The following is a 25,969-nucleotide window of genomic DNA, read 5'->3' as shown; positions in this document are numbered from 1 at the left end:
CTCATGACAACAGCCCCAGCCGGTACACGACAGCGCCGTCACACCGGCGGCAAACCCCCCGAGCGGCCCGGCGAAGACGGCCGCCGCCCGATGACCGCGAGCCGCCGCGCCAACCGCGCCGGCCTCGCGTTCGTCTCCCCCACCTTCGTGGTCGTCCTCGTGGTGGTGATCCTGCCCATCCTGTGGACCATCCTGCTGGCGTTCCAGCACGCCAAGCTGGTCGACATCCAGGGCATGGGCCTGTTCAGCAACTGGACCCTGGACAACTTCGACCAGGTCTTCGCCTCGGCCGGCTTCTGGTCCAGCCTGGGCACGACCCTGCTGTACACCGTCGGCGCCACCTTCGGCTCCGTCTCCCTGGGCCTGGTCGCCGCCCTCGCCCTGCGCAGGCCGTTCCGCGGCCGCGGCCTGCTGCGCGCGGCGATGCTGCTGCCCTACGTCGCCCCCGTCGTCGCCGTCTCCTTCGTCTGGGAAGTGGCGCTCAGCCCCCAGTACGGCGTGGTCAACAACTGGGGCCAACGCCTGTTCGGCTGGGACGACCCCATCGCCTTCCTGTCCACCCGCGCCTACGAAGTCGACCTGCTGGGCCTGCACTTCGACATCCCGCTCGCACTGCTGACCGTCATCGCCTTCGAGACCTGGCGCTACTTCCCCTTCGCGTTCCTGTTCATCCTGGCCCGGCTGCAGGCGGTGCCCGACGGCCTGGAGGAGGCCGCCCTGGTGGACGGCGCGACCCCCACCCAGCGCTTCCGCCACATCCTGCTGCCCCAGCTGATGCCCGTCATCGCCCTGCTGTGCGTGCTGCGCTTCATCCTGACCTTCAACAAGTTCGACGACGTCTACCTGCTGACCGGCGGCGGCGCCGGCACCGACGTCGCGGCCGTACGGGTCTACGACTTCCTCACCGCCCGCTACGACGTGGGCGCCGCGGCCGCCCAGGCACTGGTCCTGGCCGTCGCACTCATGATCCTGATGGGTCTCTACTTCAAGTTCTTCGCCAACAAGGTCCAGGAGGAGTCGTGATGAGCCGCGCCCAGTTCGAGGAGAGGTTCTTCGGCGTCCTGCGCTGGTTCGTCATCGCGTTCCTCGCGGTGATCACGGTGGTGCCCTTCTACTACATGCTGCTGCTGTCGCTGAAGCCCATCGACGCACTGCTGCTCGACCCGGGCTCCCTGTGGGTGTCGACCAAGGACTTCACCCTGTCCACCTACCGCGACGTGCTGCGCTCCACCGACGACGGCGGCCAGGGCTTCCTCGGGTTCCTGCTCAACTCCGCGCTGGTCTCGCTGGGCACCGTCGTGCTGACGCTGGCGGCCGCGGTGCCCGGCGCCTACGCGATCAGCCGGCTGAAGTTCTTCGGCCACCGCCAGGTCAGCGCCCTCTTCCTCGCCGTCTACCTCTTCCCGGCGACCCTGCTGGCCGTCCCGCTGTTCGTCGTCTTCGCCAAACTGCACCTGTCCTCCAGCCTGGTCGGGCTCGCCATCGTCTACGTCGCCCAGACCGTGCCGGTGGCCATCTACATGCTGAAGAACTACCTCGTCACCATTCCCTACTCGATCGAGGAGGCGGCCGCCCTCGACGGCCTCAGCCGGCTGCAGACCCTGCGCAGGGTGATCCTGCCGCTGGCCCTGCCCTCCCTGATGGCGACCGGCCTGTACGTTTTCATGATCGCCTGGAACGAGTTCCTGTTCGCCCTGCTCTTCCTGGCCGCCGACCCCGGCAAGTGGACGGTGCCGCTGGGCCTGGCCCAGCTGTCCAACGGCGTCGAGGTGCCCAAGACCGTCCTGATGGCCGGTTCGGTGGTCCTGACGATCCCCGTGATAATCCTGTTCTTCGCCGCCGAGCGACTGCTGACCGAGGGCCTCACCAGCGGTGCCGACAAGAGCTGAGACCATGGGGGAACCGATGCTGACACCGACGCAGATCAGCGCGGGCGAGCTGCTGCAGCTCATCCGCGGGGGCCGCGCGAACACCCGCGCCGATCTGCAGCGGATCACCGGGCTGTCCCGCTCGACCGTCGGCCAGCGGCTGGACCTCCTCAACCAGGCGGGCTGGCTCAAGCACGTCGCCGGCTCCTCGACAGGCGGCCGCCCCTCCCAGCAAATCGTCTTCGACCCCCGGCACGCCTCGGTCATCGCCGTCGACCTCGAGATCAAGCACGCCCGGGCCGCGGTCCTCGATCTCGGCGGCACCATCCTCGCCGAGACCACCGCACCGCTGGACATCACCGAGGGACCGGAGACGGTCCTGGACCAACTGGCCCGCTGGTTCCCGGACCTGATCGCCGCCGCAGGCGTGGACGCCGCCCACGTCTGCGGGATCGGGCTGTCCGTCCCCGGCCCCGTGGAGTGGGAGACCGGCCACGTCATCGAACCCCCGATCATGCCCGGCTGGGACCGGTACCCCATCCGGGAGCGCCTGCAGCGGGCCTACGCCGAACACGTGGGCCCCAGCACGGAGGACGGGCCGGTCCCGGTGTTCGTCGACAACGACGCCAACCTCATGGCGCTGGCCGAGCACCAGGCCAACCACCGCGACTGCTCCGCCTTCGTCCTCGTGAAGGTCTCCACCGGCATAGGCGCCGGTGTCGTCGTGGACGGCAGGGTGTTCCGCGGCATCGACGGCGGCGCCGGCGACATCGGCCACATCCGTCTGCACGACCGCTCCGACGTCCTGTGCCTGTGCGGCTCCCACGGCTGCCTGGGCGCCGTGGCCAGCGGCCGGGCCCTGGCCCGGGACCTGACCGCGCTCGGCACCCACGCCGCCTCCGCCTCCGACGTCCAGCGCCTGCTCGCCGACGGCCACCCGGACGCCCTGCGAATGGCCCGCGAGGCCGGACGCCGGGCGGGCGAGGTCCTGGTGACCGTGGTCAGCCTCCTCAACCCCGGCGTCCTCATGATCGCCGGCGAGCTGTGCGGCGCCCCCTTCATGACCGGCGTCCGGGAACTGCTCTACCAGCGCGCCTTCCCCCGTGCCACCGCCAACCTCCAGGTCGTCACCTCCCGCCTGGGCGACCACGCGGGCGTCATCGGGGCGGCCGCCATGGTCGTCGAGATCCTCTACTCCCCCGAGCGCGCCGAAGCCCGCCTCAACCGCCTCGCCGCCTGAACCCGGCCCCCGCACAGCGCCGCGCCCGTCCGCGGCAGCCGACGAGGGGCGCCGAACAGCCGCTCACGCGGCCCCTCGTACAGACAGGAACACCGTGATCGTCACCACTGCCGCCCCCTGGACGCAGCGGCCCGTCGAGGTCGGCCTCGTGGGCGCCGGACCCTGGGCCCGGGCCATGCACGCCCGGATGCTCGCCGCCGGACCCGAGACCCGCCTGGCCGCGGTGTGGGCCCGGCGCACCGAAGCCGCACACGAGACCGCCGCACCGCACCACGCACACGTCGCCGCCTCCTTCGACGAACTCCTCGACCGCTGCGAGGCCGTGGCGTTCGCCGTGCCGCCCGCCGTACAGGCCGAACTCGCGCCCCTGGCCGCCCGCCGGGGCAAGGCGGTGCTGCTGGAGAAGCCGCTCGGCCCCGACCTGGCGGCCGCGCAGCGCGTCGCCGACGCCGTCCTCGACGCCGGCGTGGTCTCCCAGCTCGTTCTGACCAAGCGCTACCACCCCGTCACCGACGCCTTCCTCGAGGCGGCACGCGCCCGCGAGGTCACCGGCGCACGCTCCTGCTACCTGCACGGCGCGTTCCTCGGCGGCGACTTCGCCACCGGCTGGCGCCTCGAACACGGCGCGCTGCTCGACCTCGGCCCGCACCTGCTCGACCTGCTCGACATCGCCGTCTCCCCCATCACCGCCATCCGCTCCACCGGCGATCCCCGCCGCTGGATCGAGCTCACCCTGGAACACGCCAACGGAGCCGTCAGCCAGGCCTCCCTGTCCGGTTCCGTCACCGTGGACCGCGCGCTCACCCGCGTCGAACTCTTCGGCCCCCAAGCCCCGTTGACCTACGACACCGCCGAGATCGACCACGAGGAGTGCTGGCCGATCCTGCGCCGCACCTTCGCCACCGCCGTACGCGCCCACCAGCCGACCGACCTCGACGCCGCCCGCGGCCTGTACCTGCAACGCCTCATCGAGCAGGCGGCCCGGGCGACGCGCTGAGAGCCGGGCTGGGGCCGTCGTCCCGCACCCGTTGACGCCGGGTGAGGGCGCGTCAGCCCTGCCGGCAGGGCGCCCCCTCGCTCAGCCGTCCAGAAGAAGCCGGCTCTCCCGTGCGGCGTCGAGAAAACCCTCGTAGCGGAACTCGCCGATCCGTGCTCTGTTGCGGCTTCTCGGCGATTCCGGACGGACGATCGTGAAGGGGTGCAGGAGCCGGGCGTTGCGCACGAGTTCAGCCCCCGACGCACAGCGCTGGGCGTGCGACAGGGAGAGTCCGGCCGTCGCTCCGACGGGCGTGGCGAGAAAGGTCGGGCAGCCTATGAGCGCCTCTCCTTTGGAGACGCCCGCCGCACTGTCACTGATCACCACATCGACCCTGACTCCGGTCCGCTCGGCCAGCCGCGCGGCGAACACGTGAGCCGCGCGGTTGGGATCGGACGGCCCGAGGATGTACTCGGATTCCGCCTCGCCGCGGTCCAGCATGATCACATCACGCATGCCGGAGCCGGGAAAGGCGGTGCTCAGGGTGGCGCGAAGGGCCTCACGCCGCTCCGCCGTGCCGGTCTCGGGCGCCGCGGCCAGCCGCACGACCCGCCGCTGCCCCAGGGAAACGACCTTGGACGCCACGACGACGATATCGCCGTCCTCGCCGTCCGCCACCGCGGCCACAAGACGCCCGCCCAGCGGATCGTCCCCGGGACGGACGGGCGCGGACGCGACCGGCACCATGACACGGGTGATCCCGCTGCCCGCGCCCATGGCCGCGGCCATGCCCTTCAGGCACTGCCCCAGCATCTCAAGATCCTCGCGCTCCACCCTAGGTCAGCCCCCGGGCCTGTATGTCGACCCCGTCGCCCACGAAAGGGCGGTCCGTGATGGATCGCGTCGTGTAGTCCTGCGATGTGAAATGGCAACGGGTGCCGGATTTTTCGTCGTACGCCGAAAGGTGAAGTACGAGATGGGCGCCCGGGAATCTCGCGAGCAGTTGCTCGAGAGGGATCGGCGGATCCTGGTTCAGGCATTCGCGGACGGCGGCAGGAAGACCGCGCACCTGAAGCGGGTCGATACCGTCGGTCTTGATGGTGATCACACGGGATCTGCCGGGAGACAGCTTCGGGAGCGGCACGTCCAGCGTTCTCAGAGTGGCCAGTTTCGTATTTCCGTTGGAGCCCGCGTCAGGCAACTTCAGCAGGCATACCGCGCTGAAATCCACGGCGGCACGACGGCCCGCGTTCATGATTTTCACGCGATATTTCACGGGACCGCCGGGAAGGCGCGCCTTGCTGATGGAGGAGGACCAGACGACCTTCGGCGCCAGGCCCTTGGTGAGCCAGATCCAAAAGAGATACGACGAAGCGATGCCGGTGACGACGGCGAGCGATGAGGAGACAGCGAATTCTGTCACGGTGACCCACTGTATCGGCCCTGCCACAACGGAACGCTGAATACCTCCGGAGCGCTGTGTACGTGCCCCCAGAGGCCTCGCTCCCCGAAGGACTCGCCGTGGTCCGCGGTGACTATGAAGTCGAATTCCCCCGGAAGGATGCCGAAGAGGCCGCGCAGCTTCGCGTCCACGAGGGACAGCGCGGCCTGCTGGCATTCCCGCAATTCGATCATTAGCTGCTCGAACCGCGGGTCGCCGAAGACCGGGGCCTTGGCGTTCCTGGCGTGCGCGTACCGGCGTTGCAGCCGCAGGGTCGCGTCGGGAGCGGCGTACGGGGCATGTGTTTCCGCCGCGTTGACGAACAGGAGCCAGGGCTTCGGCGGTGCCGGGAGGGCCGAGACGAGTTCCTGAGGATGGGAGAGGGCGAAATCCGGCGCCTCCCAGGCCGGTAAATCGTTGTCCTCCGGACAGTAGGCGGGTCCCCAGTAGAAGAACTGGTCGAATCCCTGGCGGAGTTGCTCTCCCGCGAACCAGCGCACGCCTCCCGCGCCAACCGTGCGATAGCGGCATCGCCGAAGGCCGTCGACCATGTTCGCCCCTGTCGAGAACCCGCGTCCACGGCTCTTCAGCAGACCGGGCCTGCGGGCTGTCGGCAGATATCGCAGGGCGGAGGGCGACTCAAGATTTCGGCCACGGTCCACGAGCGGGAAGTAGCCCGAGAACAGCGCGATATGGGCGGGAAGCGTGAAGCTCGCATGAGCGAGGGCCGGTTTGAGGTCGGCCAAGGAGTCGAGAAAAGGAGTGGCGGCCTGCGACGCGCTGTCGTACCTGCAACTGTCCAGCGTCACGATCAGTAGCGAACGAGTTTCCTCGCGCTGCACCATTTCCCCCTCCCTGATTGGTGCTCCCGTCCCAGGCGCAGTCAGGTCCGCGCGCAACCGCTGCTCATGAGATTGTCCTCTCCCCGGCGGGGGTAAACATGCGCCACCCTCCGGAAGGGAGACCCTCCTTGTGCGACCGCCGAACCCGATTGGCGGTGTTCATGATTGCGGCCGAGCGGGGAATCGGCCGGGGACGCCGCGGTGGTACGCGCCCCGGCCACCGTTTCCCGGAGCTGACGCGTTCTCACCCGGCGAAACGTGGTGATCGCGGGTGTCCGCGACGGCACGGACGGGCCGGGACCGCCGTCACCGGCCGGGCTCTCTGCATCCCCTGTGCCTGCTCGCGGTCCTGGGCCGGGGCGGCCGACCGCCTCGGCCGGCATCGCCCGGTGCACGGCGGACACTCCCGCCGCAGCACGGACGCGGATCGGAAAACCCTGCTTCCGTGCCGGGCCGCGGTGACGGCTCCCCTCTGCCGCCGGGCCCTCGGCCCGGGTCGGCGCAGCCGCCGGCCTGTCGAAGACTGCCGCAAGGCCCGCGCGCCGGTTTTCCTCGGCCCCGGTGGTTCCTCTCGGCGGCGTTCGCCCGTTCCGGCATGCGCCCGTTCCGGCATGCGCCCGTTCCGGCATGTGTGTGGGTGGCGCGGGGGAATGCGGGGTGGCACGTGCCGTGTCGTCGGCTCCGGTTCGGGCGGGAGACGGTAGACGGTTCGGTGTGACTGTCGGGTGACGCCAGGAGGTGGCGGATGCGGGTGGGACTGCACGCGCTCGGCATCGGTGACGGTGCCCGTCCGGAGGTCGTCCGGGCGGTGGCCACGGCCGCGGAGACGCACGGCTTCGCGAGACTGTGGTGCGGGGAACACGTGGTGCTCGTGGACGAGCCCGTCTCCCGGTACCCCTATTCCGCCAACGGCCGGATCGCGGTGCCCTCGGACGCGGACTGGCTGGACCCGCTGCTCGCCCTGAGCTTCGCGGCGGCGGTCACCAGCCGGATCGGACTCGCCACCGGCGTGCTCCTGCTGCCCGAGCACCACCCGGTCGTGGTCGCCAAACAGGCCGCCACCCTCGACATGCTCTCGGCCGGGCGCTTCACCCTCGGTGTCGGCGCCGGCTGGTCGGCCGAGGAGTTCGCCGCGCTCGGCGTGCCCTTCGCCGGGCGCGGGCGGCGCACCGAGGAGTACCTCGCCGCGATGCGCACCGTCTGGGCCGAGGATCCGGCTTCCTTCGCCGGGGAGTTCACCCGCTTCGCCGCGATCCGGGTCAATCCCAAGCCGCTGCGCGGCGGACGGCTCCCGGTCGTGGTCGGCGGCAACAGCGACGCCGCCCTGCGCCGGGCGGTCGCGTCCGGCGACGGCTGGTACGGCTTCAACCTGCCGGTGGCCGACGTCCGCTCGCGCGTCGCCGTGCTCGCCGACGAGTGCGCCCGGCGCGGCCGCGCCCTCGACGAGCTGACCGTCGCCGTCTCGCTGAGCGACGGCACCCCCGAGCAGCTGCCCGACCTCGCCGCGGCCGGCGTCACCGAGGTCGTGGTCGTCGGCGCGCCGCCGCCCGATCCCGGCGCGGCGGCCGCCTGGACCGCGGAACTCGCCCGGACATGGGGCGCGCGCGAGGAGTGACCCGGCTCCGCCAGGGCCGGGGCGCCCGCTGATGGCCGGGCTGAGCCCTCGACAACGGCTTCCAGGTTCCGGTCACTGCGGAGGGACTAGGCTGTCTCTTGCGTCAGAGCGGGCCGAAACCGACTGTGGAGAGTGCGAGGCTGAGAGCCATGAGCGAAGGGCTGTCGGGCACTGCGATCCCGTCCCGCTGGGCTCCGGCCGAGGCTCAGCTGCCTCATGACCTTGCGGAACTCGTCGGACCGACCCAGGGGACTGTCAGGCTTCCGCTGCATCTGGCCTGGTCCGGGCTGCGCGTATTCGATCTCGGCGACGAGAAGCTGCTGCTGGGTATGTACCGGATCGTCCTGCTCAACGGCAGCTACGAGGACTACACCCACTACCTCGACGCCGCACAGCTGGTAGCCCGCTGGCCCGTACTGCGCAAGATGCTGGGCCGCGGTGTACGCACCACCTGGGAAAACCGCTTCACGCAGTTGCGATCGGCGTCCGCCGCGTGACTCTGTCCGGCCTGCCCGACCACCACCGCCGCCTGCTGCGCGACGCCCTCACCGCCGGACACCCCTACGGCCTCGCGCTGATGGGCGGCTATGCGGTCCAGGCGCACGGCATCGTTCACCGCCCCAGCCAGGACCTCGACTTCGCCACCGAGCACCCGGCATCCATGCGGGAGATCACCGACCAGCTCGTCCGGTCCCTCAGCAGCCGGGGCTGGCGCATCACTGTCATCGACGTGGCCCCGCTCAAGGCACGCTTCCTCGCCATCGACCCGGCCACGGAAGCCACCTGCGAAGTGGATCTCCTCAAGGAGGTCCTCTGGCGCCCTCCCGTCATGCTGGACATCGGACCGGTGCTCGCCCTGGATGACCTCATCGGCACGAAAGTACGCGCTCTCGGAGACCGCGGTCTCGCCCGCGACGCCATCGATGTCCACGCTGCCCGCCACCTCTATACCATCCCGCAGCTGGAAAACCTCGCAGCCAGACGCCCAGAAGAGTTCGACCTCCACGAACTCCACGACCGGCTGGAAAGCCTGGAGTGGATCAGCGACGCCGAATTCGAAGCCTATGGAATGGACGCCGCTCACATCGCCGAACTCCGCCACTGGGCCCAAAAGTGGCTGGAGGATCTTGCGCAGCGGCTCGCCGAGCCCTATCAAGAGTTCGACCAGTAGCAATCCGCCTCGAACACGCAAAAGCACCTGCCGCGCAAGGGGTAACTGGAGTGCTCACCTTCGCCCTTCAGCCGCGCGGGTGCCCACCGAGATTCGGCCAGACGACAGGGCCGCGACTGGAATCAGCCACACGATGGGTACGGGTACGTACCCGTGCATCGTGCCTTTCGTGTGTTCTGCCGGCTGCCGGGTCGGCGTCCCCGCGCAAGGAGTTGTCCGTGAAACCGCTGCGGCGAACCCGGTTACCGGGAACGGTCCGGCCGGTCGCGCGAGCGGTCCTGCTGACCGCTTGGGTGTGGGGAACTCCCCCGCGCTGCAACCGGAGCGAAGAACTGCTGCACAGGAGCGCGGGATACGTCATCGGCGGGCTGGTCGATCGCACTGCCGGTGTTCCCGGCGGGTGGCTGTCCCTGCGGGGAGAGGACCTGCCCGGTTCGGCGGGATGTCACGCCGTGCGCGGAGGCGGTCAACGGGGGAAGCGGGCGGTGGGGGAAGCGGCGGCGACGTTCATGTCGCGGAGCGGGCCTTGGCCGTCTTCGGCGTCACCAGCTGTGGCCTGTGGCGGTGGCGGTCGGAGTGTCTTCGTCTCGGGTGCAGTGGTCGTCCCGGTGCGGGCGCGGACCGCCGTGGAACGCGCGAGCGGGGGTCCCGGTCGGCCGGGGGTGCGGGGCGGGGGTGCCGTGTGGACAGGCGCCAGCGTCCCGGACCGTTGCGGCTCGGGGCGGGTCAGCTGTGGCTCTGGGCCCACTCGACCTGGTCCTCGTACCAGCGGGCGGCGGTGATCCCGTGCCCCGATGCCGCGGCGTCGGCGACCTGGTCCTCGTGCCACTGGACGGTGGTGACGACGTGCCCCGCCGCGGTGGCTTCGGCGACCTGGTCCTCGTGCCACTGGACGGTGGTGACGTTGTGGCGGCCGAGGTCCTCAGCGGCGGAGACGGAGACCGAGGACACGTACTGGGCGTGCTGCACGGGCATCGAGGTGGTGGCCGCCGACGCCGAGCCGCCGGTGCCGAGGAGGGCTCCGCCGGCCAGTGCCACGGAGGCGAGTGCGATCGAGAGGCGCTTGGTCATGCTGTTCATGGTCTTTCCCCTTACGAGACTGCCGCGGTTTCGCCGGGCCGGCGGTGCCGCTTCCTTATGGACCGAGATCCGGGGATCCCGGGTCAGTCGGCCTTTCCACGAGATCATCCGGAGGGGTGCCTCATGTTCGGCCTCCGCCACCGTACCCGAGGGGTGCCTCATGTTTGCGGTGACGCTCATCACAGCAGGTCGGAGCAGGCAAGATTGCGATCGAAAACGCGCGAGATCGCAATTCGAGGGGGGCCTCATGTTACCGTTTGAGCCATGAGCCACCAGCACGGTCTGCCCGCGAACGAGACACCGGTGAAGCCCCTGCGCCGGGACGCACAGCGCAACAGGGACGCGATCGTGGCCGCCGCCCGCACGGCCTTCGCCGAGCAGGGCCTCGGCGCGTCACTGGAGGGCATCGCCCGTGAGGCCGGTGTCGCGATCGGCACGCTCTACCGTCACTTCCCCACCCGGCTCGACCTGGTCGAATCGCTCTTCAACGCGAAGTACACGGAGCTGCTCACCGCCGCGGAGGAAGCCGTGGCCATGGACGACGCCTGGGAAGGGTTCTGCCGCTACCTGGAGAAGCTCTGTGAGCTGCAGGCCTGCGACCGCGCCTTCAACGACCTGATCTCGGCGCGGCTGCCTCTGCACGCGGCCGGCCGGGAGATGTACGAACGTGCCAAGGAACTCAGCAACCTGCTCCTGCACAACGCCCAGGAACAGGGCAGCCTGCGCGGTGACGTCACCGCGCAGGACATCGCCTTCGTGATCTGGTCCCAGGCGGGAATCATCCAGGCCACCCGCACCATCGCCCCCCGGGCCTGGCGCCGCCATCTCTATCTGATGCTCGACGCCTTCCGCGCCGGGTGCGCGCACGAGCTGCCCGAGCCTTCCCTGACCAGTGAGCAGGTCGACGAGACCCTCGTCAGTCTCAAGTGTCCCGACGAGGACTGCCGCGAACTGTGCTGACCGCACGCGCCTTCCCGGCGAACCCGGGAGGTGCGCCGGGGGTCAGCGGTCGAGGTGGAAGGTGAGGTGGCGCTCCGTGGTGCCGGCCGGGACGGTGTGGACGTAGCCTCCGGCCGCGCGGTAGGCGCCTGAGCCGCCGGTGACGGCCACGTCGACCGCCGAGGGGGCGGGCAGGTGCAGGAGCGCCTGGCCGGCGATCTGCCCCTGGGGCAGGGCGAAGGTGCCCACGCACTGCAGGGCGTCGGGGCCGGTGTGGATGTAGGTGCACACCACGCTGTGGTCGCCGACCTTCTTGCCGTCGCGGTACAGGTCCTCGGCGATGACGAGCTGGTCGCCGAGGCTGGTCCCCTTCTTGCCCAGGTCGACGGTCGCGGACTGGGTCTGTTTGGCGACCAGTCGGATGACTTCCGTGCGGTGGTGGCCCCGGTGGTGGGTGTCGAGGGTGTCGGCCGATGCCAGCGGGGCGCCGGCGAGGAGTGCGGCGGCGGTCACGCCGGCGGCCGGGACGAGAGTGCGGAAGCTGATCTTGCGCATGGGGAGGGATCCTTCGCGGTCTTTCGGTGGGGGGACGGCACCAGGGGGCGGCTGCGGGTCCGTGTGCGGACGCCGTGCGCGGCAGGGGCCGGTCTGCGATCACGCCACGTCGGCTCTGACGGGCTGGATACCGACAAACTACATAAACCTTGTGCACGAGTAAAGAGTGGACATTTATCTTTTGTGAAAGTCTCATGTCGCTGCCGTGTGCCGCGGGTCCCTGCGCGGCGCTCTCAGATCCCGGGTGTCGCTCCCGCCCGGGGCCGCAGGTAGACCGTCCGGGTCACGGTGAAGCAGACCGCGTACGCGGCCAGGAACGCCCAGTAGGGCGCGTCGCCGCAGGCGTCGACACGGCGACCGGGAAACACTGGCGGCATCGGGCGCCCGGGCCGCCTCAGCCGTGGGATGTCGAGCGGTCCAACGGCTCCTGCGCGCGTTCAGCGGGATCTCACCCCGCTTCCGACTCCGCCGCCACCTGCTCACCGCCCCGACCGCCGCGCCGAAACGACCGTCTGCTTCGCCGCCTGGGACCGCGTCAGCGAAGTCGTCGGCGCGGCCGCAACGGCCTGACCCAGATGGCACCCGAGCCGACCTCGCCCTGGCACGCCGTCAGGTGAAGTGTCACGGCAGTGGCCTTCTGCCACGGCCTTGAAAGGAACCGGCCGCCGCCGGACAGGACAGGTTGTGAATTCCATGACGGAACAGGAGACGCGCAGGAACCGGCAGGCGCGCTTCGAGGGACTGGCGCATGTCGTGGCGCATCCGCTGCATCAGTATCTGCTGCGACGGACGAACCCCGACGTGGTCGAGGACGTCTTGTCGGAGACGATGCTGGTGCTGTGGCGCCGCATCGACGATGTGCCCGGGCTCAATGCCGGTTCCACGCCCGATCCCGACGACGTGCTGCCGTGGTGCTACGGAGTGGCACGAGGCTGTCTGTCCAATGCCCGGCGCGCTGACGGACGCAGGCTCCGCCTGGTGGAGCGGCTGATCCGGGTGCAGCAGCCCTCTGCGGCCATGGCCGCCGATCACGGCGACCTGCATGCCGCGCTCGATGGCCTCGGTGAACTGGACCGCGAGTTGGTGCGGCTGTGGGCGTGGGAGGGTCTGGCACCGAGTCAGATCGCGGAAGTGACCCTGCTCACCCCCAACGCGGTGAGCATCCGGCTCCACCGGGCGAAGAAGAAACTCGCCGCGCGGTTGATGTCGACGCGAAAGAAGGCCGAGCGGTCCGGACACAAGACAGATGAAGGAAGGAGCAGTCAGTGAATGACGACCAGCTGCTGGCCCGGCTGAGGGCTGCGGACCCGGCACTGACCTCAAGAGCTCCGCTGCCCGACATCAACCGTCTTGTGGAGGCTGCTTTGAACACGGACACCGCTGCCCAGCCGGAGAAGACCGCGGCCGGCATCACCGCTCGCCCGGCAAAGCCCGGCACCGGACGGGGACGCCGACGTCACCTGGCACTCGCAGCGGCTGCCGGTCTGCTGATGCTCGCAGGCGGCATCGCAGGAGCGGTCATGGCGAACAGCGACAGCGGTAGCTCGTCCGCGTCCGGCCCGCTGACTCTCACCGCCGAAAGCGGTGGTGCCCAGGCCCGGTGCATCGAACCGGTCCCCGACCGGCTGCGCAAGTACCCGACGCTCTTCGAAGGAACGGTCACCTCCGTCAAGGGCTCCTCGGTCCACTTCCGTGTCGATCACTGGTTGATCGGTGGTGACGGGGACACGGTGCGGCTCGACAGGGACGCCGACGAGCCGGAGAGCCTGACGTTCCTGGTCGGAGAGCACTACATTGTGGCCGCCACCAAGGACGGCACCGTCCCGCAGTGCGGCGCGAACATGGTTTCGGACGAGACCCGGAGCACGTTCCGTAAGGCGTACGAAAAGTAGCCTCCCCGCCCCGCTCCCTGCGCTTCGGTACCAGAGGTACTATCGGTACCATGTCTCATCCCAAGGCGATGAACCTGCGCTTTCCCGATGCGGCCCAGCGCGCCGCGATCGAGGCCGCCGCGCGGCAGGAAGGTGTCAGCCTGCAGGAGTACATCCTGTCCGCTGCCTACGCTCGCGCCACTGCCGTGGAAGAGCGCTTCCTCAGCGCGTTCAGGGAATCGATGTCCCGCAGCGGCGACGCGTTCGACCAGGGAGGCGGCGCAGCCGGTTCCGGCGTGCAGCAGCGCGCCGCGGAGCTGGAGGCACGGCGCGAGCTTGAGGAGCAGCAGGAGCGGGGCCAGGCCGCGTGACGCAGGACCGTCCGCACCGCCCGCTCGACGTGGCCTTCTTGTTGCACGCCGCGGAATTGCTGCCCGGTGATCCGCAGGTTGACGACTTCGGCCCGCTCTACGCCGCGGCCGCCCGTGTCAATGCCCATGCCCTGGAGCGCGACATCTACGGCTCCCTGTATCTCAAGGCGGCCGCGCTGCTCCAGACGCTGGTGAAGCTGCCGTGTCTGGAGCACTCCAACGAGTCCTTCGCCTGGCACTCCGCGGAGGCCTACCTGGCCTTGAACGGGTGCCTGCTCGACTATCCGCCCAAGGAGGCGGTCTCCCTGGTGCGGGATGCCGCATCCGGAGTCATGGGAGTCGGTCTGATCGGTCGCCGGCTGCGTGCCTGGAGCGTTTCCTGACCCGCCGGTCACGGGGATCCGAAGGGGGGCGTTCGGCGCGCTGTCAGATCCCGGGTGTCGCTCCTGCCCGGGGGCGCAGGTAGACCGTCCAGGTCACGGTGAAGCAGATCGCGTACGCGGCCAGGAACGCCCAGTAGGCCGCGTCGCCGCTGGCGCCGGTCAGGAATGCCTGGCGGAAGGCGATGTTCACCAGTACTCCGCCGAACGCGCCGATCGCGCCGGCCAGTCCGATCAGTGCCGAGGCGCGCCGGTGGGCGTCGCGCTGCGCCGTGCGCGGGTGGGTTCCGGCTGCCACCGCGAGGTGTGCCCTGGCCTGGAAGATCGCGGGGATCATCTTGTAGGTGGAGCCGTTGCCGATCCCGCTCAGGACGAACAGGGCGATGAAGCCGGCCAGGAACAGCGCCAGGGAGTGGCGGTGGGAGGCGAGGAGCACCATGCCGGTGCCCGCGGCCATCGCGGCGAAGGTCCACAGTGTCACGGTGGCGCCGCTGTAGCGGTCCGCCATCTTCCCGCCGAGCGGGCGTACCAGGGAGCCCAGCAGGGGGCCGAGGAAGGTCAGGTATGCGGCCTTGACGGGGGTGTCGAACTGGTCGTGGAACTGGACCTGCAGGACCTGTCCGAAGGCGAAGCCGAATCCGATGAACGAGCCGAAGGTGCCGATGTAGAGCAGGGACATGACCCAGCTGTGCGGTTCGCGGGCCACGTCGCGCAGGGCGCGCCGGTCGTTCTTCAGTGGTGTCAGGTTGTCCATCTTCAGGGCCGCGCCCAGGGCTGCCAGGACGATCAGTGGGAGGTAGAGGAGGGGTATGAGCCGGGGGTGGGCCGCGCCTGCCGTCGCCAGCACCAGGAGGCCGATGAGCTGCACCACGGGAACGCCGAGGTTGCCGCCGCCGGCGTTGACGCCGAGTGCCCAGCCCTTGAGGCGCTGCGGATAGAAGGCGTTGATGTTCGCCATCGAGGAGGCGAAGTTGCCGCCGCCGACGCCTGCCACGCAGGCCACGGCCAGCAGTGTGCCGTACGGGACGCCGGGCCGCAGTACGAGGGCGGTGAGGAGGGTGGGGAGCAGCAGCAACAGGGCGCTGAACACGGTCCAGTTGCGGCCGCCGAAGCGCGCCACCGCGAAGGTGTACGGCAGGCGCAGCACGGCGCCGAGGGCGGTCGGCACCGCGGTGAGGGTGAACTTGCCCGCCGCGTCGATGTGGTACTCGGGTCCGAGGAAGAGCACCAGTACCGACCACAGGCTCCACACCGAGAAGCCGATGTGTTCGGACAGGACGGAGAAGAGCAGGTTGCGGCGTGCGATCCGGGCGCCGGTGTGTTCCCAGAACGTCTCGTCCTCGGGGCGCCAGTCGGTGATGGTGTGCGCAGGGGCGGTGTCCGCGGTCGTGCTGGTGTGGGCGGCGGTGTCTTCGGCCGCGTTGTCGGTTCCGACGGCAGTGCTCATCAGGTCTCACCCGCTGGTTCGTGAGGGGGTAGGTGGTGGCGTCCGACGTTAGGAGCGGCGGGTTTCGCGGGCCGGCGTGGTGGCGCTCGGGCGTGCTACGGCTCGCGCACGCCCGCCGCGGCCGGCTGTGAGGGGGCGCGTGTGGTCGCGCGTACTGGCCAGACCCGCAGGACGGCGGGGGTGCCGTCGGGGGCGGTGGGTTCGTCCAGGCAGCGGCCGTCGCGCAGGTCGAAGGCCTGTTTGTACATCGGTGAGGCGACCGTGGGGATGGGGCCCCGGCTGCCGAGGATGCCGCGTGAGATGACGTGGGCGCCGCTGAACGGGTCGCGGTTGCCGACCGCGTACAGGGCACCGGTCCGGTCGCGGAAGAGGGCCACCTGTTCGCCGCCGGTGCCAAGGACGGCCACGCCGCGTCCGGGGGTCAGGTCGTCGTAGGCGCAGGCGGGTGTCCACGTGGTGCCGTCGAAGATCTCCACATGCCGGTTCACGCGGTGCGCACCTCCAGTCGGGCTCCGGCGATGAGGGCCGGGGCGAGGACGGTTCCGTGTTCGTCGGGGCGGGCGGGGCGGATCTGGCCGCGTTCGGGTACGAAGGTGACGGCCGGGTCGGGTGTGCCGGGGGCGTTGACGAAGGAGACGAAGCGGCGCAGCCGTTCGGGGTCGGCGAGGACGGCGGCCCACTCGTCCTGGTAGTGCGCGACGTGGCGTTGCATCAGGGTGTCGAGTTCGGCGCACAGGCCCAGCGAGTCGTCCATGACGACGGCGCGTACGTGGTCCAGGCCGCCTTCGATGCGTTCCAGCCAGAGGGAGGTGCGTTCCAGGCGGTCGGCGGTGCGGATGTAGAACATCAGGAAGCGGTCGATGGTGCGGATGAGGGTGTCCCGGTCGAGGCCGGCGGCGAGCAGGTCGCCGTGGCGGGGGGTCATGCCGCCGTTGCCGCCGATGTGGAGGTTCCAGCCGGTGGAGGTGGCGATGATGCCGAAGTCCTTGCTCTGGGCCTCCGCGCATTCGCGGGCGCATCCGGAGACGGCGGACTTGAGTTTGTGGGGGGAGCGCAGGCCCCGGTAGCGCAGTTCGAGTTCGATGGCGAGGGCGACGGAGTCCTGGACGCCGTAGCGGCACCAGGTCTGGCCCACGCAGGATTTCACCGTGCGCAGTGACTTGCCGTAGGCGTGGCCGGATTCGAAGCCGGCGTCCACCAGGCGCCGCCAGATGGTGGGCAGTTGGTCGACGCGGGCGCCGAAGAGGTCGATGCGCTGGCCGCCGGTGATTTTGGTGTAGAGGCCGAAGTCGCGGGCGATCTCGCCGATCGTGATGAGGCCGTGGGGGGTGATCTCGCCGCCGGGGATGCGGGGCACCACCGAGTAGGAGCCGTTGCGTTGCAGGTTGGCCAGGAAGTGGTCGTTGGTGTCCTGCAGGGCGGCCTGTTCGCCGTCGAGGATGTGGCCGTTGTCGGGGCCGGCCAGGATGGAGGCGACGGCCGGTTTGCAGATGTCGCATCCTTCGCCGCTGCCGTGCCGGTCGATCAGGTCGGTGAACGAGGTGATGCCGGCGACTTGGATGATCTCGTAGAGCTCGCTGCGGGTGTGTGTGAAGTGTTCGCACAGTCCCGTGTTGACGGTGACGCCGCTCGCCTGGAGTTCGTCCGTCACGATGGTGCCCAGCAGTTTGAGGCAGCTGCCGCAGCCGGTGCCCGCCTTGGTGCATTTCTTGACCTCGGCCGCGGTGGTGCATCCCTGGTCGTGGACGGCGGCGCGGATCTGTCCCTTGCTGACGTGGTGGCAGGAGCAGACCACGGCGTCGTCGGGCAGGGTGAGCGGTTCGGCGGGGCCGAGTCCGGCCGGGAGCACCAGCTGCTCGGGGGCGGTGCGCAGGGGTTCGCCGCCGAGGGCCAGCGGGCGCAGCAGGCCGTAGGAGTCGGTGTCGCCGACCAGGACGCCGCCGAGGAGTTGTCCTTCGCGGCCGATGACGAGTTTCTTGTAGATGCCGTTGCGGCTGTCGCTGTAGAGGACGTCGAGGGCGCCTTCGGTGGTGCCGTGGGCGTCGCCGAAGCTGGCGACGTCGACGCCGAGGAGTTTGAGCCGGGTGGAGGTGTCGGCGCCGGTGAAGGCGTCCTGGTCGCGGTGGTCGCCGGCCAGGGTGCGGGCCGCGGTCTGGGCCATCGCGTAGCCGGGGGCGACCAGGCCGTAGACCCGGCCGTCCGCCGCCTGTGCGCACTCGCCGATGGCGTAGATGTGGCGGTCCATGGTGCGGCAGTGTTCGTCGACGATGATGCCGCCGCGTTCGCCGACGGGCAGGCCGCTGGCGCGGGCGAGCTGGTCGCGCGGGCGCACACCGGCCGAGAAGACGACCAGGCCGGCGGCGAGTTCGCGGCCGTCGGAGAGTGTCATGGCACGGACGCGGCCGTCGTCGCCGCGGACGATGGCCTGGGTGCCGGCTCCGGTGTGGACGCTGACTCCGAGCTCTTCGATCTTGCGGCGCAGCAGTTGTCCGCCGCCTTCGTCGATCTGCAGGGCCATGAGGCGGGGTGCGAACTCGACGACGTGGGTGTCCAGGCCGAGCGCGGTGAGGGCGCCGGCCGCCTCCAGGCCGAGGAGTCCGCCGCCGACGACCACGCCGGTGGCGGCGTGCCGCGCGTCGGCGCGGATCGCCTCCAGGTCCTCGATGGTGCGGTAGACGTGGCAGCCGGCCGCGTCGTGGCCGGGGACGGGCGGTACGAACGGGGCGGATCCGGTGGCCAGGACCAGCGTGTCGTAGTGCAGCACCTGGCCTGTGGCGGTGGTGACGGTCCGTGCGGCGCGGTCGATCGCGACGGCGGGTTCGGCCAGGCGCAGATCGATGCCGTGGCCGCTCAGGAAGCCGGCAGGTGTGAGCGACAGCGCGTCGGCGTGGGTGCCGGTGAACCAAGAGGTCAGGTGCACCCGGTCGTAGGCGGGGCGCGGTTCCTCGGCGAGGACGGTGATCCGCCAGTCTGCCGCCGCGGGCTGCTCGGTGAACGCCTCCAGGAAGCGCTGGCCGACCATGCCGTGGCCGACGAGGACGAGATCCCTGGGCGGGCCGGACATCTGGCGGTGTGTCATAGCGGAGCTCCGTGGGAGGTGAGCAGGTGCAGGGGGAGGTCGGAAAGCGGCGTATCGCGTTCGCAGGCGTGGGCGAGCTCGCCGACGGTGGCCAGGTCGCCGAGCAGGATCGCGCCGACCAGGCGCTCGCCGCGCAGCACGAGCTTCTTGTAGCTGCCGCGTGTCGCGTCGGACAGGCGCAGCACGTTCAGTTCGGGGTCCGCGGCCTGGTCCTGGGCGTCGAGGTGGGCCTGGCCGAAGGCCGCGTACTGCAGTGGCCCCGCGCTGAGCCGGGCCAGGGGGCGTGAGCCCTGGTAGAGGGCGCCGGGGTCGGTGCCGGCCAGGCGTGCGGCGAGGACGTCGGCCTGTTCCCAGGCCGGGCCGGACAGGCCGTGCACCGTGCCGCGGTGCTGGGTGCAGTCGCCGATGGCGTGGATGTGCGGTGCGGACGTGGCCAGCGTGTCGTCGACGACGATGCCGGCGGCGACGGCGAGTCCGGCGGCGTGGGCGAGCGCGGTGCGGGGGCGGACACCGCAGGCCAGGACGATCAGGTCGGTGCCCAGGCGGTAGCCGCCTGCCAGCTCGACGGCGCTGTCCCCGCTTCCGGGGCGGCCGGTCACCGCGCGGGCACGGTTGCCGGTGTAGACCTCGACGCCCATCCGGCGCAGTCCCCCGCGCAGCGCCGCGGCCGCTTCGGCGTCGAGCTGGCGCTCTATCAAATGGGGTCCCTGGTGGACGATCTCGACGGTGAGGCCGAGAGCGCCCAAGGCTCTGGCGACACTGACGCCCAGGACGCCGCCTCCGATGACGACGGCGCGCCGGGCCCCGCCGATGTCCTCGCCAAGGCGCGCGCAGTCGGCGAGGGTGCGCAGGCTGTGGACACCGTCGCGCAGTCCTGTGCCGTCGGGGCGGCGCAGTCCGCGGATCGGCGGGAGTACCGGATTGGCGCCGGTCGCAAGGACGAGTTCGTCCCAGGGTTCGCTGTCGCCGCCGGCCAGTGTCAGGGTGCGGGCGGCGGGGTCGACGGCCACGACCTCGCCGGCGGTGCGCAGTTCGGCGCTGCCGGCCGGCAGGGTCACCGCTTCCGCCGCGTAGCGTCCGGTGAGGACGTCGGCGAGCAGGACGCGGTTGTAGGGAGGATGGGGTTCGGCTCCGTAGAGGGTGAGACGGGCGCTGCCGCCGAGGGCGTGGTGGCGCTCGGCGAAGCGCGCGGCCGCCATCCCGGCTCCGACGACCGCGATGCGGCGGGCGCCGCTCATGCGCGGCTCTCCTCGCCCGCCGTGGCCGCCGCGCCGGCAACACCGGCCGCTGCTTCCACCCGCACCGCGCAGAGTTTGAACTCGGGCATCTTCGAGGTCGGGTCCAGCGCCGGGTTGGTGAGGGTGTTGGCGCGGCCCGCGCCCGGCCAGTGGAACGGCATGAACACGGTGTCGGGGCGGATCGTGTCGGTGATCCGGGCCGGTGCGACCGCCCGGCCACGCCGGGAGGTCACGGCGAGCAGATCGCCTTCCGCGACCTCCAGTTGCCGCGCCAGCAGGGGATGCAGCTCCACGAACGGTCCCGGCGCGGCGGTGTTCAGCGCGCCGACCCGGCGGGTCTGGGCCCCGCTCTGGTACTGCGCCAGGACCCGTCCCGTGGTCAGGTGCAGCGGGTAGGCGGCGTCGGGTTCCTCCGCCGCCGGGCGGTGGGTGACGGGGACGAACCGGGCGCGGCCGTCCGGTGTGGCGAAAGCGTCCAGGAACAGGCGGGGCGTGCCGGGGTGTTCGGGGGCCGGGCACGGCCAGAACACGCCGTCCTCGGCGCGGATCCGGTCGTAGCTGATGCCCGCGTAGTCCGCCGGGCCGCCGGCCGAGGCGCGGCGCAGTTCCTCGAAGACCGTCTGCGGGTCGTCGTCGAAGCCCCGCTCGACGCCGAGCCGTGCGGCGAGTTCACGCATCACCCACAGGTCGGTGCGCACCCCTGCGGGTGCGTCGAGGGCCTGCCGGCGCAGGATCACCCGGCCCTCCAGGTTCGTCATCGTGCCGCTCTCCTCCGCCCACTGGGCGGCGGGCAGGACGACGTCGGCGAGCTGCGCGGTCTCGGAGAGCACGAGGTCGCTGACGACCAGCAGGTCCAGCGAGCGCAGCCGGCGGGTCACATGGGCGGCGTGCGGGGCGGAGACGACGGGGTTGGAACCCATGAGCAGCAGGCCGCGCAGGCCCTGCGGCCCCGGCCGGCCGAGGCTGTCCAGCAGCTCGTAGGCGGAGCGGCCCGCACGGGGCAGGGCGGCCGGGTCCACGCCCCAGACACGGGCGACGTGCTCGCGGGCGGCGGGATCCTCGATCGAGCGGTAGCCGGGCAACTGGTCGGCCTTCTGGCCGTGTTCCCGGCCGCCCTGCCCGTTCCCCTGGCCGGTGAGACAGCCGTAGCCGGAGTAGGGCCGGCCCGCCTTGCCCGCCGCGAGGCACAGGTTGATCCACGCGCCGACGGTGTCGGTGCCCTTGCTGTGCTGCTCCGGTCCCCGCGCGGTCAGCACCATGGCGCCGGCGGCCCGCCCGAAACGGTGCGCCACCGCGCGCAGTTGGGCCGCCTCGATGCCGGTGATCCCCTCGACGCGCTCGGGCCAGTGCGCCATCGCGGCGGCCCGGGCCGCCCCGAAGCCGGTGGTACGGGCCTCGATGAACGCGGGGTCGGTCATCTTGTCGGCGATCAGCAGGTGCAGCAGGCCGAGCGCGAGCGCCAGGTCGCTGCCGGGCCGCGGCCGCAGATGGATGTCGGCCTGCTCGGCGGTCCTGGTGCGCCGCGGATCGACGACGATCAACGTGCCGCCCCGCTCACGCAGTTCGCGGAAATAACGCATCGCGGGCGGCATCGTCTCCGCCGGGTTGGCGCCGACCAGGATCAGGCAGTCGGTGCGGGGAATGTCCTCCAGCGGGAAAGGCAGCCCGCGGTCCAGGCCGAAGGCGATCCGGTTCGCGGCGGCCGCCGACGACATGCAGAAGCGGCCGTTGTAGTCGATGTTGGCGGTGCCGAGCGCGACACGGGCGAACTTGCCCAGCTGGTAGGCCTTCTCGTTGGTCAGACCGCCGCCGCCGAAGACGGCGACGGCATCGGCGCCGTGCGCGGCCCGGATCGCCGCGAAGCCGTCGGCGACCCGGTCCAGCGCCCTCTCCCAGCTCGCCGCCCGCAGCACACCGCGCTCGCGCACCAGCGGCGCGGCGAGCCGGCCCGCGTGCCCCAGCAGAGCGGCCGCGGACTGCCCCTTCCCGCACAACGCACCCCGGTTGACCGGGAACCCGGGCCGCTCCACGACCGCCGCCGGGACGCCGCCGCCCGCCGCGAGGCGCATGCCGCACTGCAGCGAGCAGTACGGACAGTGGGTGTCGGTCGTGGTCGTCATGCCGACGACAGTGGCCACAGTGCGTTACACCGGCTGTTCGCGCGTGTTGCGCCCTCGGTACGCGTCGCTCACGCCGCAGGCCCGGCGGGGGTGCGCCGCAGGACATGTGCCGTAACACCGTGAAGCGTTCGCCTAACCCGCGTGTGACGGCCGGGCAACCTGCCGGTAACCGCGTGCCCGGAGTCTGCGTCCATGGGCATCCCCGTCAATCCCACCCCGAGCGCCACGGCCGGCGCGCTGACCGGTTTCACCGTCGGTGTGACCGCCGCGCGCCGCCGCGACGAACTCGTCGCGCTGCTGACCCGGCGCGGCGCGCGCGTGGTCGAGGCGCCGGCCCTGCGCATCCTTCCGCTGGAGGACGACATCGCGCTGCGCCGGGCCACCGAGTCGTGCCTGACCGCGCCGCTGGACTACGTCGTGGCGACCACCGGCGTCGGCTGGCGCGGCTGGATGAGCGCGGCCGACGGCTGGGGGCGCGCCGCCGAACTGTCCGCCGTCTGCGACAACGCCCTCGTGCTGACCCGCGGCCCCAAAGCGACCGGAGCCGTCCGCGCCAGCGGGCTGGACGAGGCCTACTCCCCCGCCAGCGAGGCGACCGACGAACTGCTGACCTGGCTGCTGGCGCGACCGCTGGCCGGCCGGCGGATCGCGGTGCAGGAACACGGCCTGCCGCTGACCGCGTTCAGCGCGGCCCTGCGTGAGCGGGGCGCCGAAGTCGTCACGGTCCCCGTCTACCGCTGGGCTCCCCCGCAGGACCCGGGCCCGCTGCGGCGTCTGGTCGAGTCGACCGTCCGCCGCGAGGTGCACGCCCTGGCCTTCACCAGCGCGCCCGCGATCACCGCGTTCCTGCGCACCGCGACGGCCGACGGCCTGCGCGAGGACGTCCTGGCGGCCCTGTCCCATGACGTGCTGCCGGTCTGCGTGGGCCCCGTCTGCGCCCGGCCGCTGCTCGACGCCGCACTGCCCGTCATCTGGCCGGAACGCGGCCGGCTGGGCGCACTGGTACGCACCCTGACCGAGACCCTGCCCATGCGCGGCCGCCAGGAACTGCACGTCGCCGGCCGCGCGTTGGTGCTGCAGGGCAGCGCACTGCTGGTCGGCCAGGAAAGCTACTGGCTCTCCCCGAAGGGCGCCACACTGCTGCGCGCCCTGGCGGAGCGGCCCGGCTGGGTACTCAGCCGCGCCGAACTCCTGCGCCGCGCCTGGGCAAACTCCGACGCGGACGAGCACGCCGTGGAGGCCGCCGTCGCACGGCTGCGCGTCTCGCTCGGCCCGCACAGCGACCTGGTCAGGACCGTACCCAAGCGCGGCTACCGCCTGGCGACCGGATGAGCGCCACCGCTCCCCCGGCCCGCCCTGGCCGCCCCACCGGGCCGACCCTCCTCGCCGTCGCCCACGGCACCCGCGACGCCCAAGGGGCCGCGGTGACACGGGCACTGCTCCACCAAGTCCGCGCACTGCGCCCCGACCTGCACGTGCGAGCCTGCTTCCTCGACCTGGCCGCCCCCTGCCTGCCGCAAGCCCTGGCCCGGCTTCGCGGCGACGTCGTCCTCGTGCCGCTGCTGCTCGGCACCGGCTACCACATCCGCGTCGACATCCCCGAGGCCCTCGCCGCGGCCCCGCATCTACGCGCCCGGGTGGCCCGCGCCCTCGGCCCCGACCCCCTGCTCGCCGACGCCCTCACCGACCGTCTCACCGACGCCGGATGGCGCGCCGGAGACGGGCCCGTCGTCCTCGCGGCAGCCGGGTCCACCGACCCCGGCGCCAACGCCGACGCCGCGGCCATGGCCTCGCTGCTCCGCGACCGCCTCGCAGGCCCCGACGTCGTCGTCCCCGCCTACCTCTGCGCGGCCGGCCCCACCCCCGCCGAAGCCGTCGCCGCCCTGCGCGCCGAGGGCCACTCCCGCGTCACCGTCGCCCCCTATCTGATGAGTCCCGGCTTCTTCGCACGCCGCGCCGCCCGTTCCGGCGGCTGCCTCACCTCCGCGCCGCTCGGCACGCACGACGCGCTCGCCCGCCTCGTCGCACTGCGCTACGACGAGGCCCGCGAACGTATGCCGTCGGCGCCGGCACCCGCCGCACGGACCGGGTGACCCACCGACGCACCCACCCCGGATCGCCTACGACCGTCCCCGGCCAAAAGCCCGCCGGACACGGCCGGACAGCCGGATTCGGCGGGAACGGCCGGGGCGGCGCGCACCTTCACCTCTCCCGCCGTTCCCGCTACCTCGCCGTTCCCGCTACCTCGCCTGCCGCCCGTCGAGTTCCCGCCTGGCGGCGAGAGCCTTCGCCAACACCCTGTCCCGGTAGGGATTGGCGGGGTCAAGGGCCCTCGCCACCGTCACCGCCTCGTCCAGCAGCGCCAGCCGCTGCGCGGGCAGCTCCCGCACCAGCGCCGACGCGGCGGCCTCCACCAGGACGTACGCCAGCTTCGACCCGTACACCTCCGGCTCGACCTGTGCCAGGAGGCGGTAGATGCTCAGTCCCTCGGTGCCACGCACCACCCGCCGGTTGGCGCTGAGCAGCTTCACCCTCGCCCGCGACGCCATGTCCTGATCCATCCCTGATCTTGCGTGGGTATCCCCGGCTTCAGCCGGGGAGGGAAACGCGTCCCTGGCGCGGAGTCGCGCAGTGGCGGAGTTCTCTTCGTCTTCGTCGTGACGGTCAGAGGGGCCGCTTCTGGCCTTCGATGTACTGGCGGATCACGGTCGGTGGTGCGCCGCCGTAGGACCCCGCGAAGGAGGAGCGGGACCAGAACACCGAGCCCATGCCGGTCCGGTTGATCCGGCCGGTGTACTCGGCTCGCAGGTACCGGGAGCTGACGCCTTTGAGGGAGTTGATCAGCTTCGAAAGGGCCACCTTCGGCGGATAGTGCACCAGCAGGTGCACGTGGTCCGCTTCGCCGTTGAACTCACGTAGTTCCGTCTCGAAGCTGCCACACATCTCGCGCATGATCTCTTCGCACCGTTTGAGCATGGCGTCATCGAACACGTCGCGCCGATACTTCGTCACGAACACCAAGTGTGCGTGAAGGGTGCAGGCGACACGGGGTTTGGTTCCCAGCGTGGTGACATACTCCAAACGTAGTGAGATCACCGAACCGGCTGGGGAAGGGGGTGGGCCGGGTGATCCGTGCGTACACGTTCCTTCTGCGGCCCACCGTGGGCCAGGCGATCGCGCTGGGCGACATGCTCCGTGACCACTGCTCGCTCTACAACGGGGCCTTGCAGGAGCGTCGTGACGCCTGGCGGCACGCCTCGAAGACGAGCATCAAGTACGGGCAGCAGTCCGCGCAGCTCAAGGACATCCGGGCGTTCGACCCGGAGCGTCAGGGCCGCTGGTCCTTCTCGTCGCAGCAAGCGACCTTGCGCCGTCTCGACAAGGCGTTCGCCGCGTTCTTCCGGCGGATCAAGTCCGGTGACACTCCCGGCTATCCGCGCTTTCGCGGGGTGAACCGGTTCGACACGGTCGACTTCCCCAGGGACGGGGACGGCTGCCGGTGGGACTCCACCCCGCACGACCCCATCACCCGCGTCAGGTTCCAGGGCGTGGGGCACATCAAGGTCAACCAGCACCGGCCCGTGGCCGGCAAGGTCAAGACCGTGTCCGTCAAGCGCGAAGGCAAGCACTGGTACGTCGTTCTGACCGCCGAGCAGGAACAGCCGCAGCCGCTGCCCCCAACGGGCAGCGTGGCCGGCATCGACATGGGCATCGCGAGCTTCCTCACCACCTCCGA

General features: G+C 71.1%; 28 protein-coding genes. 15 read left to right on the top strand and 13 right to left on the bottom strand.

Features of this window, described 5'->3' with window-relative positions:
* Positions 1–3: 3 nt before the first annotated feature.
* The 4 genes from ACWCQK_RS33400 to ACWCQK_RS33385 all read left to right on the top strand — a co-directional run bounded on the left by ACWCQK_RS33400 (position 4) and on the right by ACWCQK_RS33385 (position 4,105).
* Positions 4–1,023, top strand: a complete 1,020-nt coding sequence (locus ACWCQK_RS33400) for a carbohydrate ABC transporter permease (RefSeq protein ID WP_451161487.1) — start codon at positions 4–6, stop codon at positions 1,021–1,023.
* On the top strand, positions 1,023–1,889 hold the full coding sequence (locus ACWCQK_RS33395; protein WP_451161485.1) for a carbohydrate ABC transporter permease: 867 nt from the start codon (positions 1,023–1,025) through the stop codon (positions 1,887–1,889). The genes ACWCQK_RS33400 and ACWCQK_RS33395 overlap by 1 nt, the downstream gene beginning before the upstream one ends.
* A gap of 4 nt (positions 1,890–1,893) precedes the next feature.
* Positions 1,894–3,108, top strand: coding sequence for an ROK family protein (locus ACWCQK_RS33390; RefSeq protein ID WP_451161483.1), 1,215 nt, complete (start codon positions 1,894–1,896; stop codon positions 3,106–3,108).
* 97 nt (positions 3,109–3,205) lie between these two features.
* Positions 3,206–4,105 carry a Gfo/Idh/MocA family protein gene (locus ACWCQK_RS33385; protein WP_451161552.1) on the top strand — a complete coding sequence of 300 codons (900 nt, stop codon included), beginning with the start codon at positions 3,206–3,208 and terminating at the stop codon, positions 4,103–4,105.
* Positions 4,106–4,186: 81 nt separating this feature from the next.
* Here ACWCQK_RS33385 and ACWCQK_RS33380 read toward each other — a convergent pair whose 3' ends face one another.
* From ACWCQK_RS33380 to ACWCQK_RS33370, 3 genes are read right to left on the bottom strand one after another with little or no spacing between them, the layout of a single operon-like run.
* The gene (locus tag ACWCQK_RS33380) at positions 4,187–4,918 is read right to left on the bottom strand and encodes a hypothetical protein (RefSeq protein WP_451161482.1); all 732 of its coding nucleotides are present in this window, start codon (positions 4,916–4,918) and stop codon (positions 4,187–4,189) included.
* Between the two features lies 1 nt (position 4,919).
* Positions 4,920–5,507, bottom strand: coding sequence for a hypothetical protein (locus tag ACWCQK_RS33375; protein WP_451161480.1), 588 nt, complete (start codon positions 5,505–5,507; stop codon positions 4,920–4,922).
* Positions 5,504–6,370: a sulfatase-like hydrolase/transferase gene (locus ACWCQK_RS33370; RefSeq protein ID WP_451161478.1), complete on the bottom strand. Its 867-nt coding sequence runs from the start codon at positions 6,368–6,370 to the stop codon at positions 5,504–5,506. The genes ACWCQK_RS33375 and ACWCQK_RS33370 overlap by 4 nt, the downstream gene beginning before the upstream one ends.
* Before the next feature lie 742 nt (positions 6,371–7,112).
* Between ACWCQK_RS33370 and ACWCQK_RS33365 the strand changes: the two genes are divergently transcribed.
* The 3 genes from ACWCQK_RS33365 (at position 7,113) to ACWCQK_RS33355 (ending at position 9,153) form a co-directional block, all read left to right on the top strand.
* Complete coding sequence (locus ACWCQK_RS33365) at positions 7,113–7,982, top strand: LLM class F420-dependent oxidoreductase (RefSeq protein ID WP_451161476.1); 870 nt, start codon at positions 7,113–7,115, stop codon at positions 7,980–7,982.
* Between the two features lie 149 nt (positions 7,983–8,131).
* Positions 8,132–8,479: a hypothetical protein gene (locus tag ACWCQK_RS33360; protein WP_451161474.1), complete on the top strand. Its 348-nt coding sequence runs from the start codon at positions 8,132–8,134 to the stop codon at positions 8,477–8,479.
* Positions 8,476–9,153 (top strand): nucleotidyl transferase AbiEii/AbiGii toxin family protein, encoded by a 678-nt coding sequence (locus ACWCQK_RS33355; RefSeq protein ID WP_451161472.1) that lies wholly within the window; start codon positions 8,476–8,478, stop codon positions 9,151–9,153. The genes ACWCQK_RS33360 and ACWCQK_RS33355 overlap by 4 nt, the downstream gene beginning before the upstream one ends.
* 726 nt (positions 9,154–9,879) lie before the next feature.
* Here the strand turns inward: ACWCQK_RS33355 and ACWCQK_RS33350 are convergent.
* Positions 9,880–10,224, bottom strand: a complete 345-nt coding sequence (locus tag ACWCQK_RS33350; protein WP_451161470.1) for a hypothetical protein — start codon at positions 10,222–10,224, stop codon at positions 9,880–9,882.
* Positions 10,225–10,497: 273 nt separating this feature from the next.
* Here ACWCQK_RS33350 and ACWCQK_RS33345 point away from each other — a divergent pair, with 273 nt between their 5' ends.
* Positions 10,498–11,193 carry a TetR/AcrR family transcriptional regulator gene (locus ACWCQK_RS33345; RefSeq protein WP_451161468.1) on the top strand — a complete coding sequence of 232 codons (696 nt, stop codon included), beginning with the start codon at positions 10,498–10,500 and terminating at the stop codon, positions 11,191–11,193.
* A 42-nt stretch (positions 11,194–11,235) separates the two neighbouring features.
* Here the strand turns inward: ACWCQK_RS33345 and ACWCQK_RS33340 are convergent, their stop codons facing one another.
* Both ACWCQK_RS33340 and ACWCQK_RS33335 read right to left on the bottom strand, forming a co-directional pair.
* Positions 11,236–11,727: an allene oxide cyclase barrel-like domain-containing protein gene (locus tag ACWCQK_RS33340; RefSeq protein WP_451161466.1), complete on the bottom strand. Its 492-nt coding sequence runs from the start codon at positions 11,725–11,727 to the stop codon at positions 11,236–11,238.
* Between the two features lie 233 nt (positions 11,728–11,960).
* Positions 11,961–12,095 carry a hypothetical protein gene (locus ACWCQK_RS33335; protein WP_451161464.1) on the bottom strand — a complete coding sequence of 45 codons (135 nt, stop codon included), beginning with the start codon at positions 12,093–12,095 and terminating at the stop codon, positions 11,961–11,963.
* Positions 12,096–12,420: 325 nt separating this feature from the next.
* On the opposite strand from ACWCQK_RS33335, the gene ACWCQK_RS33330 reads away from it, so the two are divergent.
* The 4 genes from ACWCQK_RS33330 to ACWCQK_RS33315 are packed head-to-tail and all read left to right on the top strand — an operon-like array spanning position 12,421 to position 14,352.
* Entirely contained in the window at positions 12,421–12,996 is a 576-nt protein-coding gene (locus tag ACWCQK_RS33330; RefSeq protein ID WP_451161462.1) for an RNA polymerase sigma factor, read from the top strand.
* Positions 12,993–13,619 carry a hypothetical protein gene (locus ACWCQK_RS33325; protein WP_451161460.1) on the top strand — a complete coding sequence of 209 codons (627 nt, stop codon included), beginning with the start codon at positions 12,993–12,995 and terminating at the stop codon, positions 13,617–13,619. The genes ACWCQK_RS33330 and ACWCQK_RS33325 overlap by 4 nt, the downstream gene beginning before the upstream one ends.
* Before the next feature lie 50 nt (positions 13,620–13,669).
* Complete coding sequence (locus ACWCQK_RS33320; protein ID WP_451161458.1) at positions 13,670–13,969, top strand: type II toxin -antitoxin system TacA 1-like antitoxin; 300 nt, start codon at positions 13,670–13,672, stop codon at positions 13,967–13,969.
* Complete coding sequence (locus tag ACWCQK_RS33315) at positions 13,966–14,352, top strand: fic family toxin-antitoxin system, toxin component (protein WP_451161456.1); 387 nt, start codon at positions 13,966–13,968, stop codon at positions 14,350–14,352. The genes ACWCQK_RS33320 and ACWCQK_RS33315 overlap by 4 nt, the downstream gene beginning before the upstream one ends.
* Positions 14,353–14,395: 43 nt before the next feature.
* Here ACWCQK_RS33315 and ACWCQK_RS33310 read toward each other — a convergent pair whose 3' ends face one another.
* The 5 genes from ACWCQK_RS33310 to ACWCQK_RS33290 all read right to left on the bottom strand — a co-directional run bounded on the left by ACWCQK_RS33310 (position 14,396) and on the right by ACWCQK_RS33290 (position 22,233).
* Positions 14,396–15,796, bottom strand: a complete 1,401-nt coding sequence (locus ACWCQK_RS33310) for a nitrate/nitrite transporter (protein WP_451161454.1) — start codon at positions 15,794–15,796, stop codon at positions 14,396–14,398.
* Positions 15,797–15,891: 95 nt separating this feature from the next.
* Positions 15,892–16,284, bottom strand: coding sequence for a nitrite reductase (NAD(P)H) small subunit (locus tag ACWCQK_RS33305; RefSeq protein ID WP_451161452.1), 393 nt, complete (start codon positions 16,282–16,284; stop codon positions 15,892–15,894).
* Positions 16,281–18,875, bottom strand: a complete 2,595-nt coding sequence (gene nirB / locus ACWCQK_RS33300) for a nitrite reductase large subunit NirB (RefSeq protein WP_451161450.1) — start codon at positions 18,873–18,875, stop codon at positions 16,281–16,283. Before nirB ends, ACWCQK_RS33305 begins: the two co-directional genes overlap by 4 nt.
* Complete coding sequence (locus ACWCQK_RS33295) at positions 18,872–20,113, bottom strand: NAD(P)/FAD-dependent oxidoreductase (protein ID WP_451161448.1); 1,242 nt, start codon at positions 20,111–20,113, stop codon at positions 18,872–18,874. The genes nirB and ACWCQK_RS33295 overlap by 4 nt, the downstream gene beginning before the upstream one ends.
* Positions 20,110–22,233 (bottom strand): molybdopterin oxidoreductase family protein, encoded by a 2,124-nt coding sequence (locus ACWCQK_RS33290; protein ID WP_451161446.1) that lies wholly within the window; start codon positions 22,231–22,233, stop codon positions 20,110–20,112. The genes ACWCQK_RS33295 and ACWCQK_RS33290 overlap by 4 nt, the downstream gene beginning before the upstream one ends.
* 192 nt (positions 22,234–22,425) lie before the next feature.
* On the opposite strand from ACWCQK_RS33290, the gene ACWCQK_RS33285 reads away from it, so the two are divergent.
* A complete protein-coding gene (locus ACWCQK_RS33285) occupies positions 22,426–23,565 on the top strand; it encodes a uroporphyrinogen-III synthase (protein WP_451161444.1) in 1,140 nt (379 codons plus the stop codon).
* A complete protein-coding gene (locus tag ACWCQK_RS33280; protein ID WP_451161442.1) occupies positions 23,562–24,326 on the top strand; it encodes a sirohydrochlorin chelatase in 765 nt (254 codons plus the stop codon). Before ACWCQK_RS33285 ends, ACWCQK_RS33280 begins: the two co-directional genes overlap by 4 nt.
* Before the next feature lie 147 nt (positions 24,327–24,473).
* Here the strand turns inward: ACWCQK_RS33280 and ACWCQK_RS33275 are convergent, their stop codons facing one another.
* On the bottom strand, positions 24,474–24,782 hold the full coding sequence (locus ACWCQK_RS33275; protein WP_451161440.1) for a hypothetical protein: 309 nt from the start codon (positions 24,780–24,782) through the stop codon (positions 24,474–24,476).
* A gap of 115 nt (positions 24,783–24,897) precedes the next feature.
* Positions 24,898–25,314 (bottom strand): IS200/IS605 family transposase, encoded by a 417-nt coding sequence (tnpA, locus tag ACWCQK_RS33270; RefSeq protein WP_451161438.1) that lies wholly within the window; start codon positions 25,312–25,314, stop codon positions 24,898–24,900.
* A gap of 44 nt (positions 25,315–25,358) precedes the next feature.
* Here tnpA and ACWCQK_RS33265 point away from each other — a divergent pair.
* Positions 25,359–25,969: RNA-guided endonuclease InsQ/TnpB family protein (locus ACWCQK_RS33265; protein ID WP_451161436.1), on the top strand; the 611-nt coding region annotated here is incomplete at its 3' end.

Source organism: Streptomyces sp. NPDC002306, from assembly GCF_053593435.1.
The sequence above is the reverse complement of the archived record's forward strand: the minus strand, read 5'-3'. Positions and strand labels throughout refer to the sequence as shown.